The sequence below is a fragment of the Dechloromonas denitrificans genome, assembly GCF_020510685.1.
GTDB lineage: Bacteria > Pseudomonadota > Gammaproteobacteria > Burkholderiales > Rhodocyclaceae > Azonexus > Azonexus denitrificans_A.
Window position 1 is genome coordinate 1,098,269 of the sequence record NZ_CP075185.1, and the last position, 16,114, is coordinate 1,114,382.

The 16,114-nt window shown below is 61.9% G+C and carries 15 protein-coding genes; 5 read left to right on the plus strand and 10 right to left on the minus strand.

Going from position 1 to position 16,114, the window contains the following annotated elements; all coding sequences use genetic code 11:
* Positions 1–147 precede the first annotated feature (147 nt).
* The 5 genes from KI611_RS05355 to KI611_RS05375 all read left to right on the plus strand — a co-directional run bounded on the left by KI611_RS05355 (position 148) and on the right by KI611_RS05375 (position 4,384).
* Entirely contained in the window at positions 148–642 is a 495-nt protein-coding gene (locus KI611_RS05355) for a DUF3124 domain-containing protein (protein ID WP_226418794.1), read from the plus strand.
* Positions 643–653: 11 nt separating this feature from the next.
* On the plus strand, positions 654–1,694 hold the full coding sequence (locus KI611_RS05360; RefSeq protein WP_226418795.1) for a potassium channel family protein: 1,041 nt from the start codon (positions 654–656) through the stop codon (positions 1,692–1,694).
* A gap of 81 nt (positions 1,695–1,775) precedes the next feature.
* Entirely contained in the window at positions 1,776–2,078 is a 303-nt protein-coding gene (locus KI611_RS05365) for a c-type cytochrome (RefSeq protein WP_226418796.1), read from the plus strand.
* Positions 2,079–2,186: 108 nt separating this feature from the next.
* Positions 2,187–3,464 (plus strand): MFS transporter, encoded by a 1,278-nt coding sequence (locus KI611_RS05370; protein ID WP_226418797.1) that lies wholly within the window; start codon positions 2,187–2,189, stop codon positions 3,462–3,464.
* Positions 3,465–3,496: 32 nt separating this feature from the next.
* The gene (locus KI611_RS05375; RefSeq protein WP_226418798.1) at positions 3,497–4,384 is read left to right on the plus strand and encodes a CHASE domain-containing protein; all 888 of its coding nucleotides are present in this window, start codon (positions 3,497–3,499) and stop codon (positions 4,382–4,384) included.
* A gap of 32 nt (positions 4,385–4,416) precedes the next feature.
* Here the strand turns inward: KI611_RS05375 and KI611_RS05380 are convergent, their stop codons facing one another.
* From KI611_RS05380 to kdpC, 10 genes are all read right to left on the minus strand, one after another.
* Entirely contained in the window at positions 4,417–5,115 is a 699-nt protein-coding gene (locus KI611_RS05380) for a response regulator (protein ID WP_226418799.1), read from the minus strand.
* Positions 5,112–7,808, minus strand: a complete 2,697-nt coding sequence (kdpD, locus tag KI611_RS05385; protein WP_226418800.1) for a two-component system sensor histidine kinase KdpD — start codon at positions 7,806–7,808, stop codon at positions 5,112–5,114. The genes KI611_RS05380 and kdpD (KI611_RS05385) overlap by 4 nt, the downstream gene beginning before the upstream one ends.
* On the minus strand, positions 7,808–9,463 hold the full coding sequence (locus tag KI611_RS05390; protein WP_226418801.1) for a CorA family divalent cation transporter: 1,656 nt from the start codon (positions 9,461–9,463) through the stop codon (positions 7,808–7,810). The genes kdpD (KI611_RS05385) and KI611_RS05390 overlap by 1 nt, the downstream gene beginning before the upstream one ends.
* 238 nt (positions 9,464–9,701) lie before the next feature.
* Positions 9,702–10,394 carry a two-component system response regulator KdpE gene (gene kdpE, locus KI611_RS05395; protein ID WP_226418802.1) on the minus strand — a complete coding sequence of 231 codons (693 nt, stop codon included), beginning with the start codon at positions 10,392–10,394 and terminating at the stop codon, positions 9,702–9,704.
* Positions 10,395–13,103 carry a two-component system sensor histidine kinase KdpD gene (kdpD, locus tag KI611_RS05400; protein WP_226418803.1) on the minus strand — a complete coding sequence of 903 codons (2,709 nt, stop codon included), beginning with the start codon at positions 13,101–13,103 and terminating at the stop codon, positions 10,395–10,397.
* A gap of 18 nt (positions 13,104–13,121) precedes the next feature.
* Entirely contained in the window at positions 13,122–13,487 is a 366-nt protein-coding gene (locus KI611_RS05405) for a CorA family divalent cation transporter (RefSeq protein ID WP_413464005.1), read from the minus strand.
* A 172-nt stretch (positions 13,488–13,659) separates the two neighbouring features.
* Entirely contained in the window at positions 13,660–13,959 is a 300-nt protein-coding gene (locus tag KI611_RS05410; RefSeq protein WP_226418804.1) for a hypothetical protein, read from the minus strand.
* 207 nt (positions 13,960–14,166) lie between these two features.
* The gene (locus KI611_RS05415; protein ID WP_226419877.1) at positions 14,167–14,622 is read right to left on the minus strand and encodes a PTS sugar transporter subunit IIA; all 456 of its coding nucleotides are present in this window, start codon (positions 14,620–14,622) and stop codon (positions 14,167–14,169) included.
* A gap of 74 nt (positions 14,623–14,696) precedes the next feature.
* Positions 14,697–15,515 (minus strand): TorF family putative porin, encoded by an 819-nt coding sequence (locus KI611_RS05420; RefSeq protein WP_226418805.1) that lies wholly within the window; start codon positions 15,513–15,515, stop codon positions 14,697–14,699.
* An 18-nt stretch (positions 15,516–15,533) separates the two neighbouring features.
* Entirely contained in the window at positions 15,534–16,106 is a 573-nt protein-coding gene (gene kdpC / locus KI611_RS05425; RefSeq protein WP_226418806.1) for a potassium-transporting ATPase subunit KdpC, read from the minus strand.
* Positions 16,107–16,114: the final 8 nt, after the last annotated feature.

The following is a 16,114-nucleotide window of genomic DNA, read 5'->3' on the forward strand; positions in this document are numbered from 1 at the left end:
CCCCCTCCGTGCTGGTCGCTCTTTTGTGCTGATGGTAATCCTTCTCCGGCCCTTGTGCCGCAGCTTGGGCGACGGTTGTGGCAGAATCGGCGGCAGGTCGGCGAACAATCGGGCGATGGTCGGTCCGCGAAAAAAGGGTGGGGAGAGATGAAAAAACATCAAAAATCATGGCGGGCGCTGCTCTGCGCCCTGTTTTTTTGCGGCGCTTCGAGCGTCGTCGTCGGGCAGGAATTGCGGCCGCTGGTCAAGGCGCAAACGCTCTATCTACCGATCTATTCGCACATGCTCTATGGCAACCTGGGAAAGAGCGGCAAGCCCTCGTTCGTCCTGTTGTCGACGCTGGTTAGCATCCGCAATACCGATACCCGCCGGCCGTTGCGCGTCGTATCGGCCCGTTACTTCGATACCCACGGCACCTTGCTCGGCGAGCGCGTGCCGACGCCGGTCGTCCTGCCGCCCCTCGGGACGCTTGAGCTGTTTGTCGAGCTGAACGACGCCTCCGGCGGTTCCGGGGCCAATTTCATCGTCAAGTGGGATGCCGAACAGGCGATCAATCCGCCGCTGGTCGAGTCGCTGCACGTCAATATGGATGGCGGCAAGGCGGTGATCTTCATGACCCAGTCCGTGCCCATTTCCGATTAGGCGGCCGGCCGGTGTCCGTGATCAATCCCTCGCAGACCGGGTACATCTTCCGGCTGGTCTATATCGCCCTCGGCATGCTCTTCGCCGTGCATCTGTTCGGTGCAATCGGCTACATGTACCTGACCGACGGCAAGTATTCCTGGTTCGACTGTTTCTACATGACCTTCATTACCGTGGCCACCATCGGTTTCGCGGAAATCATCGACATGTCGAGCAACCAGCCGGCCCGGATTCTCACCGTCGTCATCGGCATACTCGGCGCCGGCAACCTGTCGCTGCTCTTCTCGGTGGTGACCGTCGCGCTGCTCGAAACCGATCTGAATGGAACCCTGCGGAGAAAACGTATGGAAAAACAAATCAAGAAACTCAAACACCATTACCTGCTTTGCGGTTTCGGTCGGGTCGGCCGCAACATCGCCCACGAGCTGGAGGCCACCGGCCGGCATTACGTGGCGATCGACGAAGACCTCTCCCGCCTCGAGGAATATAAGGAAAAGAATCCCGGCTTGCTCTACCTGCATGGCGATGCCAGCGACGACGACGTGCTGGTGGCGGCCGATCTCGAGGACGCCAAGGGGATTTTCGCGGTGACCGGCGACGACTCGCGTAATCTGATGATCGTCATCACCGCCAAGCAGTTGAAACCCGACGTGCGGGTCGTCGCCCGCTGCCAGGAAGTGCGCAATGTCGAAAAGATGCGCAAGGCCGGGGCGGATGCCATCGTTTCCCCCGACTTTACCGGCGGCATGCGGATCGCCTCGGCAATGATTCGTCCGCACGTGGTCTCTTTCCTCGACGAAATGCTCAAGTCGGAAAAGAACCTGCGCGTCGAAGAGGTGATGGTGCCGGCCGGCTTCATTCCCAAGCCGCTCGGCGCCTTGAAGCTGCGCAGTGCCAATTACGTGTTGCTGGCGGTGCGCGAGCGGAACGGCAACTGGCAATTCAATCCGGACAAGGACTTTCTGCTCAAGCCCGGCTTTGTCCTGATCGCCATGGCCAATTCGGTCGGCCGCATGGAGATCGAGGCGCTGCTCATCGAGATGGCGTCCTGAGCTTATATTCGCCCGCGGTCTCGGGTTAGACTGCGTCTGCTGGCCGGTGGTGTTGCCGGTCATGACTATCCGGAGAAAACAATGAAAAAAATTGTCGCAATAATCGGGGTTTCATTTCTGCTGGCGGGTGGCGCCATGGCTTCGGAAGATCTGGCAAAAGCCAAGAACTGCCTGACCTGCCATTCGGCTGACAAAAAGATTGTCGGTCCGTCGTACAAGGACATCGTCGCCAAACGGGGCGGCGAGAAGGGGGTCGAAGCAGCCCTGGCCGCAAAGATCAAGGGCGGCAGCAAGGGCGAGTGGGGCCAGGTGCCGATGCCGCCGAACAATGTCACCGATGCCGAAGCGGCGACGCTGGCCAAGTGGATTCTGACGCTCAAGTAAAGCGCCGTTTCGAGTCGTTTTCCCCGACCCGCTCCGGCGGGGACGGGACTCCGAGAGTCGCTGTGGCGGCTCTCGTCTTTTCTACAGGATTTTTGCCGATGAGCCAGCATGAAAACCCTTAGCCCGGAACAGCAGCGTCGGCGCTGGCTGGTCATCGGCATTGTCGCGCTGGCCTACGTTCTCTCCTTTTTCCAGCGCTTTGCCCCGGCCGGCATCGCGCAGGATCTGGCGTCATCGTTCCAGACCTCGGCGACCTCGCTCGGTGTGCTGGCCGCCACCTATTTCTACGTTTACACGCTGATGCAGGTGCCGACCGGCATCCTGGCCGACACCTTCGGGCCGCGCCGGATCCTCGCGCTGGGCGGCATCGTCGGCGGGCTGGGCAGCTTCCTGTTCGGCCTAGCGCCGACCCTCGATCTGGCGCTGGTCGGCCGGACCATGGTCGGCCTCGGGGTTTCGGTCACCTTCATCGCCATGCTCAAGCTGATTGCCGTGTGGTTCGAGGAAGATCGTTTCGCGACCATGGTCGGCGTCTGCATGCTGGTCGGCAACCTCGGTTCGGTGCTGGCCGGCGCGCCGCTCTCGGCCCTCGCCCAGGTCTCCGGCTGGCGCGGCGTGTTTGTCGGCGTCGGCGCGCTGTCGCTGGTCCTCGGCATCCTGTGCTGGCTCATCGTGCGCGACAGCCCTGAATCCTCGGCCGGGGTGGCGCGGCCGCGCGTCGACCGGACAGTCGTCCTGGGCAGCCTGTGGTCGGTGCTCAAGAACCGCGATACCTGGCCGGCCGCCCTGGTCAATACCGGCATGTCCGGCTCCTTCTTCACCTTTGCCGGCCTCTGGGCAACGCCTTACCTGATGCAGGTGCACGGCCTGGCCCGGGCCGTGGCGGCGACGCATTTGTCGCTGTGGTTCGGCGGCTTCGCCATCGGCTGTTTCTTCATCGGCACGCTGTCCGACCGCCTCGGGCGGCGCAAGCCGGTCCTGATCGTGGCCTCGCACCTCTATGCGGCGATCTGGTTGCTGCTGTTCTCCTGCACACCGCTGCCGCTGACTTTGTCCTACATCGTCTTTGCGCTGTTCGGGCTGGCCACCGCCGGCTTCAGCCTGACCTGGGCCTGCGCCAAGGAAGTCAATCCGCCGCTGTTGTCCGGCATGTCCACCAGCGTCGCCAATATGGGTGGCTTCATGGCCGGCGCGCTGTTGCAACCGCTCGTCGGCTGGGTGATGGATCTCGGCTGGCAGGGGGAACTGTTCGGCGGCGCACGTTTCTATGATCTGGCGACGTGGCGGAGCGGGCTGCTGGTGGTCACCGTGGCCGCGACGCTGGGGGCCGCTTCGTGCTGGTGGGTTAGGGAAACCCGCTGTCGCAACATCTGGAAATCCGGCTAGACTGGGATCAGGATAAAGTTTGGAGGTTAACCTTGCGCTACTGGATCTCCGCTGTCGGGAATGCGCAAGGCCAACGCCGAGCCTTGTTGGCAGCGGCCCTCGCCGGGCTGTTGACGGCCTTGCTGGGCGGCTTGGTCGCTTTCGGCATCGAGCGTTCGGACCATCAGCAGCATGAAATCCAGGCCCGCCAACTGGCCGTGGCGGTCGCCCACGATCTCGGCGGCCGTCTCGATCGTTCGCTGTCCGCCGCCATTGCCTTGAGTGCGGTGATCCGGCAGGGCAACGGAAAGATCGACAATTTTCCCTTGCTCGCCAAGGAACTGATCGGCCAGTTTGGCGGCATTGCCGCCCTGCAACTGGCGCCCGACGGGACGATCAGGGCGGTCGAGCCGCTGGCCGGCAACGAGCGGGTGATCGGCTTCAGTCCGCTCAACGATCCCGTCCAGGGGCCGGAAACGCGGCAGGTGATCGAACGGCGTCAGCTCGGGCTGGCCGGCCCGGTCGATTTGCGCCAGGGCGGCGTCGGCATCGTCGGGCGCAACCCGGTTTTCATCAAGGATGCAGACGGCAACGAGCAGTTCTGGGGATTGGTCCAGGTGCTGATCCGGCTGCCCGAACTATTGCTGGCCACCCGCCTCGATGCCATCGAACGCGCCGGATACCGCTACGAACTCTGGCGCTTGCGGCCCGACAACAGCGTCCGCCATGTTTTCGCCAGCTCCTCGGATCAGCCGCTGGAGCGGCCGGTCGACATAGCGATTCCGGTCCCCAACGGCGAATGGATGCTCAGCGTTGCACCCGAGACGGGCTGGCATTCACGGCGCTCGCTGCTGATTGAAGCGGCGGTCATTTCGCTGGTATCGCTGCTGGCGGCAGTGGCCGTCTATCTTGGCCTGCGCCAGCTGCAGTTGCGGCGCTAGAAGCGTCGCATGGTGCCCAATGGCGGCATGGCCTATTCGACCAAGCGGTAGCCGACGCCGGGCTCGGTGCGGAGATGCCGGGGCAGGTTGGCATTGACCTCGAGCTTGCGGCGCAGGCCGGCCATATACACCCGCAGGTAATGCGTGTCGTCGACATGGCTTGGCCCCCAGACCTCGCGCAGCAGTTGCCGATGCGTTATCACCTTGCCGAGGTTGGTCAGCAGCATCACCAGCAGCTTGTATTCGATCGGCGTCAGATGGATTTCAGCGGCGCCGCGCCAGACCTGCCGCTTGATCAGATCGATCTGGATGTCGCCGAGCGTGGTCTGCGGGCTTTCCGTCCCGGCCGAATGGGCGGCCCGTCTGAGCAAGGCCCGGACGCGCGCCTGCAACTCGGGGATGCCAAACGGCTTGGTCAGGTAGTCGTCGGCGCCGGCATCGAGCGCCCGCACCTTTTCGCTTTCGATGCTGCGGGCGGAAAGGACCAGGATGGGCACGGCCGACCAGCTGCGTATTTCGCGGATCACCTCGATGCCGTCGCAGTCCGGCAAGCCAAGGTCGAGAACCAGCAGATCGGGCTTGCGCGTTCCGGCTTCGATGATGCCGCGTTCGCCCGACGCGGCCTCGGTCACCGCGCAGTTCTCGGCCTCGAGCGCCGTTCTCACGAAGCGCCGGATCTGCACTTCATCCTCAATGATGATGACGTTGTACGGGTTGGCGCCAGGGCTCACTCGATCACCTCTTTCGGGACTTCCGGCGCCTGCCCGGCCGGCAGGCGAATGACAAAGCGCGTCCCGCCGCTCGCCCGATTCTCGGCGCTGACCGTTCCCTCGTGGGCCTCGACGATGGCGCGGACAATCGACAGCCCGAGGCCGACGCCGGTCACCGTCGATTCGTTCTTGCCCCGGGCAAACTTGGCAAACAGCGCTTCTTCCTTGCCGGCCGGCAGGCCAGGGCCATTGTCTTCGAGAATGATTTCAACCGAATCGCCGCTTTGCCTGGCCGACAGCGTAATGGTGCTGCCGGCCGGGGTGTATTTGGCGGCGTTCTCCAGCAGGTTGCAGAAGACGCGCTCCATCAGGATCGGATCGAAATAGAGCAAGGGCAAATCTGCCGGCAGCAGCACCTGGACGGTATGACCGGCCAACAGCTGGGCGCGCGATTGCAGGGCGACGCCGACGATTTCCTCAAGGGGCTGCCAGTCGCGGTTGATCTTGACGTTGCCCGACTGCAGGCGCGCCATGTCGAGCAGATTGCTGACCAGGGCGCTGGTGCGCAGCGCCTCTTCGCGAATCGCCTGGGCGATGTCGGCCTGCGCCTTGGGCAAGGGCGGGCCGGCCAGGCTGAGCGAATCGGCGAGGCCGGTCAGCACGGTCAGCGGCGTCCGCAGGTCGTGCGAGAGCGCCGACAGCAGCGAATTCCGCAGCTGCTCCGACTCCATCTGGATCAAGGCTTCCTGGGCGACGCTGATGAAATGCACGCGTTCGAGGGCGATCGCCATCAGCGTGGCGCTGGTTTCCAGCAGCCGTTGTTGTTCCGGTGCCGCCGTCCATTGGCCGAGCGTCGGCAGCAGGGCCAGCAGACCGCGGGTCCGCATCGGCGCCTTGAGCGGCACGTAGAGCACCGGTGCCGAGGGCAGTGTGCCGGTGGACAGGCCGGCCAGTTCGTTGTGATCGAAAGCCCACTGCGCGATGCCGGCATCGAGTTCGGGCAAGGTATCCAGTTCGCTGATCCGGACCAGCTTGTCCTTGGTGTCGAGGGCCAGCAGCATGGAGCGGGCGGCGAACACCCGCTGGATGAAGCGCTCGCTGATTTCGGCGATCTGCTCGTTGGTCAGCGCGCTGGACAGTTCCCTGGCCATTTCGAACAAGGCGCGCATGCGCTGCTCGCGATTCTCCGCCACCATCGCCTGAAACTTCAGGCCGGCGGTTAGCTGGCCGATCAGCAGGGCAACGCCGAGCATGATGGCAAAGGTCAGGAGGTACTGGACATCGCTGACGGTGAAGGAAAAACGGGGCTGGACGAAGAAGAAATCGAAGGCGGCGACCGACAGCAGGGCGGCCAAGGCGCCCGGCCCGCGGCCAAGCTTATAGGCGACCAGCACCGCGGCAAGGAGAAAGACCATGACGATATTGGCCAGATCGAGATAGCGCACCAAGGGTGCCGTGCCGACCGTGACCAGCGCGACGGCGAGGCTCGCCCAGGCATAGCCCGGCCAATGCCGGGCAAGAGCATCCGGTGGGCTGGTGTCGGCTAGTGCGGGCGAAGTGCCTTCCCGTTCGTCGCGGTGGCGCGCGACGAGAATCACATCCAGTTCCGGACAGGCCCGGCCCATGCGCTCGGCAAAACTGCGTTGCCAGGGCCAGAGTCTTTCGCTGTCGTGACCGATGATCACTTTCCCCAAATTATGGTCGCGGGCGTAGGCCACTGCCACCGCGATCGGGTCGTGGCCGGAAAGGCTGGCCGTCGTCGCCCCGAGATCCTGGGCCAGTTTGAGCGTTCGCAGGATGCGCGCCCGGGCCTCGGCCGGCAGACGTTGCAGCCTGGGCGTCTCGACGTAGATGGCGTGCCAGGGAACGTTGAATTGCGCCGCCAGCCGCGCGCCGCTGCGAATCAGCTTGTTGCTGCCGAGGCCGGCACTGAGGCAGACGAGCAGCGATTCCTGGGTTTGCCAGACGGTGGTCACCGATTTTTCCCGGCGGTAGGCCTGGACGTCGTCGTCTACCCGGTCCGCCGTGCGGCGCAGCGCCAGTTCGCGCAGGGCCAGCAAATTGCCTTTGCGGAAAAAATTGCGCACCGCCCGCTCGGCCTGTTGCGGAATATAGACCTTGCCATCCTTCAGGCGCTGCAGCAGTTCTTCGTGTGGCAGATCGACCAGGATGATTTCATCGGCACTGTCGAAAACGTGATCCGGCACCGTTTCCCAGACCTTCGTCCCGGTAATGCCGCCGATCACGTCGTTCAGGCTTTCCAGGTGCTGGACATTGACCGTCGTGAAGACGTCGATGCCGGCCCCGAGCAGTTCCTCGACATCCTGCCAGCGCTTGGGGTGGCGCGAACCGGGCGCGTTGGAATGGGCCAGTTCGTCCATCAGGATCAGATCCGGGGCGCGCGCCAGGGCGGCATCGAGATCGAATTCCTGGAGTTGATGCCCCTTGTAGTCGATCTGGCGCAGCGGGATCAGTTCCAGTCCCTGAAGCAGGGCCGCCGTTTCCGAACGGCCGTGCGTTTCCACCACGCCGACCGCCAGATCGACGCCCTGACCAATTAACTGGCGGGCGGCGCCGAGCATTGCATAGGTCTTGCCGACCCCCGGACTGGCCCCGAAGAATATTTTCAGCTTACCGCGTCGGGCCTGATCCGCCTCGGCCTCCAGTTGGGCGAGCAGGGCATCCGGGTCGGGGCGCTGCAGCGCTTCCACCATTATTCTCTCCGGCCGGGCAGCACGACGCCGGCGAGGGCACGCAACTTGTCCCGGAGTCCGAGTTTCTCGTCGGCAATCGCCTCGAGGAAATTGGCCAGGCGTTTCGAGCGGGCGACGGCGAACAGCACCAGCGCAATGAAAATCAGCGTTGCGATCAGGCCATGCGCCACTCTTTCACCGATCGGCCCGGTACCGAAAGCAATGATGTTCATGCCGAAATAGCCGGTGGTAACCGTGGCGATCAGACCGAGAATGGTGATCACGGTCAGCCGGACGACGGTATTCGATTGCCGGCGCTGCGAGTCGCTGTCCAGGTACTGGCTCATTTCGCGGATTTCGTCGCGCACCTCGTCGTACAGCGCATCGTTGTGCAGGTGATTGGAGCACAGCCGGAACAGCGCTTGGACGTGCGGGCGCTCGGACAGCTCGTGGAACCAGTAGCGGTGGGTGAAGCGGAGAAAGGTTTCGAAATTGGCCCGGATGCGCTGCTTGAAGCGGCGGACCGATGAATCGTTGCGAATATCGAGATCGTTGACCGCATCGACCAGCACTTCGGAAAAGACCAGCAGGGCCGCCCGGTGCAGGTGGGCGATCAGGAAGACGACGAAATACTGGTGCCTGAACTGGGCCAGCACGCCACGCTCGGCATCGACAAAAAAGCCATCGCGGACATTGCCGACCACGGTCAGGACGTTGCCGGTGCAGATGAAACGGGTATTCGGCCCGCTTTCCGAATCCTGCCAATAGCGGTCCTGGCAGTAGCGCGTCTCGAATTCCTGCACCGCCGGCTCGTTCACCGGCAACGGCTCGGTCGGATGCAGCACCGTGGCCAGCCCGATGCGCACCCATTCTTCGCGCGTCAGGCGCCGCGGCTCGGTGATCGCCAGATAGGCCATGACCGGCATGCGGTGGTATTCGATCAGCCGGTAACGCAACTCGCCCGGTTCGTCGGAATGGGCCAGCACCAGCGGTTGCAGGATGCAGGCCCAGTGTTCGGAGATGCACGGGCTGCGATGTTCGCAGACATATTCCAGGTATTTCGAGCGGCGCTCGGCGTCGGAAACGGCGATGACCTGCCCGTCGGCATCCAGCCACTCGGCGAGATGGACGTTGTGCAAGCCCCGGCCGGCCTCGTCCCAGCCCGACGGATAGGCCCGGCCGAAGCGAAAGAGGATTTCCCGGACGGTAGCGAGCGGCAGGTGGTCGCCGCGCACTTCGATATTGAGCAGGGCGAGGTCGAGGTCGTGGAAGAAATAGAGGTCGAGGTGCACGACGTGCAGCTCGACCGGTTCGTCGCCCGGTTGCAGGGTCAGGCGGAGGCCGGCGACATCCTTGCGGCGATAGACGTGCACCGGCGAATCGCCCGGCGGATCGTCCGGGTTCAGGCGCCGGGAACGTCCCTCGCCATAGAGAAAGCGCTGGACGTAGGGCAGGAAGGAGACGAATTCGCGGTAATGGCGCTCCTTGAACTGCGCCGGGTCGGCGGTGAATTCGTCGTCGACCCGGGTCCAGGGCTGCCCTTCCATTGCCCCGAAGACTTCCCAGTGCCGACCTTCCGTCCCGTCGGCGGCGAGCGGTTCGAGTTGCAGCGGCCAGATCAGGCTGCCGTGGAACAGTTCGACCTGCTTGTCGGCATCCGGCATTTCTGTACTCACGATCTGGCCCCCCCTGCTGACGAATGTTTTTCTGCCGGCTCGCCCATCATTGAGCGGCTCCTGCCCGATTCTAGCGCCAACCAGCCGCCGAGATCGGCCGATGGGCTGCCGCCGCCGATTGCCTCATCTGGCGAGTCGTGCTCAGCGCGACCTTGTGTCCCCGGAAGCGTGCGGGCGTTCTCCGGATGATCATTCGCGCTAACTGCCGTTTAAGTGCAAAACCAGATGCAGCGTCACGCTAGGTAACAAAGCGGTAACCCACTCCGGACTCGGTAAGAATGTATTTCGGCCGGGTCGGATCGCCCTCGATTTTTTTCCTGAGATGCCCCATATAGACGCGAACGTAGTGGCTGTCCTCGGCATGAGAAGGGCCCCAGACCGCCTTCAATAGCTGGCGATGGGTCAGTACCGAGTCGGGATTGGCAATCAGGTAGGCGAGTAACCTGAATTCGATCGGCGTCAGGTGAATCGGGAGCCCGTCTTTCTCAACGATGCGTTTGCCGAGGTCGACGTGAACCGTGCCAAACTCGAATACCGACAAGCCTGTTGAGCCGGCCTTCGAGGATCGCCGCAGGTTCGCCCGGACGCGGGCCAGCAGTTCAGCAGCACCAAACGGCTTGGTCAGGTAATCATCGGCCCCGGCATCGAGCGCTGCCACCTTCTCCGTTTCGGCCGTGCGGGCCGAGAGAACGATAATCGGTATTTCCGACCAGGTGCGCAGGTCACGGATCAGGTCGATGCCATCGCCATCCGGCAAACCGAGATCGAGAACGACCAGATCGGGTTGCCGCGTGCCGGCTTCGATCAGGCCGCGGCTTACCGAGTCGGCCTCATGGACTATCAGGTGCTCCGCTTCCAGGGCCAGCTTGATGAAGCGCCTTATGTTCTCTTCGTCTTCGACGACGATTACGGTCGGAGTTGCAGCAGACATTCAGTGTTCCCCCTGGACTTCGGGTTCATCGTCCATGTCGAGCTGTGGCGGGTTGCCTTTGGGCAGCGAGAGGACGAAACGGGCACCGCCTTGCGGGCGATTCTCGGCATGTATTTCTCCGCCATGTGCTTCGACGATCGCGCGACAAATCGCCAGCCCAAGACCGACCCCGCGGGTCGTCCCCTCCGGCTGGCCACGTTCGAATTTCTTGAAGATCATTTCTTCTTTTCCTTCGGGCAAGCCGGGACCGTTATCGTCGACCCAGATATCGATGCTTCTTTCTGTGGCACGGGCTCCGATTTCGACCTCGCTGCCAGGCGGCGTGTATTTGACGGTGTTTTCCAGCAAATTGTAGATGACTCTCTCCATCAGGACGGAGTCAATATTCACTAGGGGCAGGCTTTCGTCGAGGGCTATCTTGATCTGGTATTTGGCGAAGGATCGCTCAAGGGTTTTCAGGGCACTGACTACCACCTCATCCAATGGTTGCCACTGCCGGTTCAACTCGACCCGGCCGGCCTGTAGCCGGGCCATGTCAAGCAGGTTATTGACCTGGTCACTGACCCGCAGTGCTTCTTCCTTCAGGGAGCGGGCAATCTCGGCCTGTGGCCCGGTCGGGGGCGGCTGGGTCAAAAACATCGAATCGGCCAGGCCGACCAATACGCTCATCGGCGTTCGCAAATCATGGGAGATGGCTGACAGTACGGAATTCCGCAGGCGCTCCGATTCCATTTGCACGGTTGTATTCTGGGCAACCTCGACGTAATGGACGCGTTCCAGCGCAATGGCGATCAGCGATGCAAAGGTATCAAGCAAGCGCCGTTGCTCCGGGATCAACAAGCGGTCGGTATTGCGCATTTCGAGCGCCAGCACGCCACGCAGGCGCATCGGCGCCTTCAACGGCAAATACAGGATGGGGCTGGCGGCCAGCGTATTCGTGCCTTGGCCGGCCGCTTCGGCATGATCGAAAGCCCACTGGGCGATGCCCATGTCGACGGCAGGAAGACCATTGGCGGAGGCGAGCGCCGGCTGCAGCTGGTCGTTCTCATCGGTCAGCATGAATGCAGCCTTGGCGCTCAGTTCGGCGACGATGAAGCGTTCGCCGATTTCGGCGATCTGCTCGGGCATCAGCGCTGCCGAAAGGTCGCGCGACATTTCATAGAGGGAACGTACCCGCTGTTCCCGGCGCATCGCCACTTTCGCCTGGTACTTCGAGCCGGCCGTGAGTTGGCCGGTGATCAGTCCAACCGCGAGCATGACGCCGAAGGTCATCAGGTATTGCACGTCGGTGACGGCGAAGGAGAAGCGCGGCGGCACAAAGGCAAAATCAAAAATGGCAACCGACAGGAAGGACGCCAGCACACCCGGACCACGGCCGTAGCGCATGCTGACCAGCACCACGGCCAGCAGAAAGACCATGACGATGTTGGGTAATTCGACAATCGGGAAGAGCAGGGCGGCAGCGAGTCCGGCCAGCGCACAGCCAAGGGCCGCCTTGGCGTAGGCTGACCACTGCTCGAAGGTGTTTTCGTCGCCTCTCTCCTGAATCGACTTGGCGGAATCTTGCTCGTTCTTGGAGCGCGCCACCTGGAGTACGTCGAGATCGGGCGCCCGTTGGCCGATCCGGTCGGCAAAGGAACGGTGCCAGGGGCGCCGGAGACGCGAATGATTCCGGCCGACGACAATTTTTGCCAGATTGTGGTCGCGCGCATATTTGATCGCCATCTCGTCGGCTTCTCCGCCGGACAGCGTTGCCGTCTGGGCGCCCAGCTCCTCGGCCAGTTTCAGGTTACGCAGGATGCGATGGCGGCTTTGCTCCGGCTGGCGCTGCAAGGCAGGGGTCTCGATATAGATGGCGTGCCACGGAGCCTCCAGGCGGCTGGCGATCCGGGCTGTTGTCCGGATCACTTTCTCGGCGCCGGAGCCGGTGCCAATGCAGGCCAGCAGTGAATCGCGCGTTTGCCAGACCGATGAAACGAGCTGGTCGCGCCGATACTGCAGCATCTGGCTATCAACCCGGTCAGCCGTGCGGCGCAGGGCCAATTCACGCAGGGCGATCAGATTGCCCTTGCGGAAAAAATTGCGAATCGCCCGCTCCGCCTGATTGGCCAGGTAGACCTTGCCGGCCTGCAGGCGTTGCAGGAGTTCGTCGGGGGGCAGGTCTACCAGCACAACCTCGTCAGCGGCATCGAATGCCTTGTCCGGTACCGTCTCCCAGACCCGGATGCCGGTAATGCCGCTGACCACATCGTTCAGGCTCTCCAGATGTTGGACATTGACCGTTGAATAGACATCGATGCCGGCTGCCAGCAACTCGTCGATATCCTGCCAGCGTTTGGCATGGCGCGAGCCGGCAACATTGGAATGGGCCAGCTCGTCCATCAGGATGAGCGCCGGCTTGCGCCGCAAGGCGCCGTCCAGATCGAATTCCTTGAGAATACGGTCACGGTAGGGAATATCCCGCAGTGGCAGGTATTCAAGTCCGTCGGCCATCACTTCCGTTTCCATCCGGCCGTGGGTCTCGACGATGCCGATGACGACATCCACGCCGGCCAGAAGCTGTTGCCGGGCGGCGCCCAACATGGCGTAGGTCTTGCCGACACCGGCCGAGGCGCCGAAAAATATCTTGAGTTTGCCGCGCTTGGCCTTGGCCTCCTCTTCATTCAGGCGGCTGAGTAACTGATCGGGGTCCGGGCGTTGGTCTGGCATTGATTTTGTTTCCTAAAGTCAGCCGACGCGCTTGAAATTGAAATACCAGGCGAGGCAGGCGGCGCTGGTGGCAAACAGGGCCATGGGGTAACCGTAATCCGATTGCAACTCGGGCATCGCCTTGAAGTTGACACCCCAGATGCCGGCAAATGCGGTGGCGACGGCAAAAATACCGGCCCAGGCGGCCAGTTTCTTGTTCACTTCGCTTTCTTCGATGGTCACCATGGAAAGCTTGACCTGAATCGCGGTACCGATGGTGTCCCGGATGGTATCGAGCGAGGCATTGATCCGGGCGAGGTGATCATAGACATCGCGGAAGCAATCCCGGCTGTTGGCACAGACCGCCGGCCCCCGACCGTCGGACAGCTTGCCGGTGGCCCTCATCCTGCATGTTTTGGGCAATTTCAGCGAGCGTTCGGGCCCGCACCAATCCTGGAAATACCGTCTTGCAGTGGGGCGAGCAGGTCAGTTGCCGGCCGTAGGCGAGGCGATCAAGTACCGGGTGAACTTCATGCCGACCACCGCAAACCGGGCAAGTGTGTAGTGCCATGGTGTCTTATGCCGCATGTTCTGCATAACGCGCCAAGGCTACCGCCTGCTCGGCAGTTGCCGACGAGACGATGAATGTATCTCCGCCGCATGCACTACCCAGGCTCAGCGCCAGACTCAACGCCGCGAACCCGGCGACGGCCAGCCGCACGGGTTTGCCGTAGCCAGACAGAAAGATCCGGATACCTTCCATGCCGATTCCCGTGGCAGGAAACTTCATGACGACGGCAGTCTTGCCGGGCTCCAGGGCCGCGATTTCAAGCGAGTCGTGGGTTGAGGCGATACCGATGCATAGGTCTGAGTTCATTCTGTCCTTCACTTTCGATTGATAAACAGCCAGGCCAACATCAAGGGAACGAGGAAAGCAGCGATTGCCAACAGAAAATGGACGGCATCCATGATTTCTTTCCTTAACTGGTCTGGAGTAACAGCAATACTAGGCAAGCCGATTTCAAGATTCTGAAAAATTCCGGAGTCTGGCTGTAAAAAGAACGTAAAGATTGCCGTTCGAAGGTCAAGCGGGAACTGGCCAGTCAGCGAACAGTTGTCGCGTTTGCTCGGCATCGGAACAGGTGTGCAAGCGCTGGCGAAACTGCGGGTTGGAAAACATCTGCGTCGCTTCCGAAAGAATTCGGAGATGTTCCTCGGTCGCTTCCTTCGGTACCAGAAGTGTCAGGATGTCGGCGACCGGTTTGCCGTCCGGCGCATCGTAGGAAATTGGCGATTTGAGACGGATGTAGGCGACCTGGATATGCTGAAGATCCTTGACGCGAGCATGGGGAAGGGCGACTCCGCCGCCAAGGGCCGTCGAGCCGATTTTTTCCCGACGGGAAAGGCTCTGGAAAACCCACTCCTGGGGCATGCCATGCATGCGCTCCATATGTCGGGCAATTTCCTGAAGCAACCGGCTTTGACTGGGTGTTTCCATGTCAAGAATGATGTCCTTTGTCGACAGTAGCTCGGCGAGCATATTCACTGGGTATCTCCACTCAATGCAGGTTTGCATAGTGTCTGGAAAGGGGGCTGAATCCAGCCCCCGCCAGATCAGAACGTTTTGCTGACGGAAAGAACGGCAATGCCGCGACCGGCATCCTTGGTCTTGCTGCCGTTCTGGCTGTTCTGGTTATTCAGGGAATTGGAAAAACAATAGTATTCGCCAATGCCGCAATCACCCTTGGCATTGGTATCCACATAGGCGGCTCCGACCACCCAGCCTGAAATATCCTTGGTCACACCGAATTTCCAATCGGTATAACTACCGTTGCTTACGTTCCTGAAATGCAAGCGACCAACGTGACCATTCACGCCCCAGCCATTGCCCAGATCGTAATTGGTGGACAAATCCAGATACCCCGTGCCCTTGCTGTCCGGCATGGCGAAGTAGTCGCTGATGGCATGGGAGTATTTCAGGGAAATGAACTTCCAGGAGGCGGCCAGGTAGATTTCCGTGTTGTCGACCCGGCCGGTATTGGTTTTGCCATTATTGGCGATGGTCAAGTCCGTGCCGGGGTAGTAGTAGTAAAGACCGCCGACATCGATCCCGAAATCACCGAAACTGGCTTTGTAGCCGCCGTAGAAGTCCATTTCCAGATTGCCTTCCGGATAACCGGCACCGGAGGACACATTGGAGTTCCAGTTGCCGACATAGAGCCCGCTGGCATGCGAGTAATCAAAGCCGCCTTGCAGGGCCGGTTTGCCGAAGGTCTGGTCGATGCCGCGGAAGCGGTAGCTGCTGAACAGGCCGAGGTTGCCGGTCAGCGTGTGCTCGGAGGTCGGTACCTCGTCGGCCAGCAGCGGTGCCGAAAAAGCGGCGGTCACGGCAAGGGTGACCAGGGAAGGAAGGGAAGCGGCATTCTTTTTCATAAATAGTTCTCCGTGTTTTTAGCGAAGTGAATCAAGTGCGATGTTGAGTTGCAGGACGTTGACCCGCGGCTCGCCGAAGACGCCCCATTGGCGGCCTTCCGTGTGTTGGCTGACGAGAGCCTTGAGATCGGCAGCCAGCAGATGGCGCTGGCGGGCGATGCGAGCCACCTGATAGGCCGCCGCTGCCGGACTGATATGCGGGTCAAGGCCGCTGGCCGAGGCGTTGACCAGATCGGCGGGGATGGGCAGCTTGTTGTCCGGATCGGCGGCCTTCAAGGCCTCGATCCGCCCCTTGACGGCGTCGGTCAATGCTGGATTGAGCGGCCCTTGATTGGAGCCACTGGAAGCCGATGCGTTGTACGGCATCGGCCCGGTGGCCGAGGGGCGACCCCAGAAATACTTGGGATCGGTGAAGTTCTGCCCGATCAGGCTGGAGCCCACCGTCTTGCCATCCTTGATTATCAGGCTGCCGTCGGCCGCCTCGGGAAAGGCGACCTTGGCGAGACCGGTGACGGCCAGCGGGTAAACCACGCCGGTGATGGCGGTAAGCAGGACGAATAGACTGACAGCGGGGCGTAACAGGGTTTTCATGAGATTTC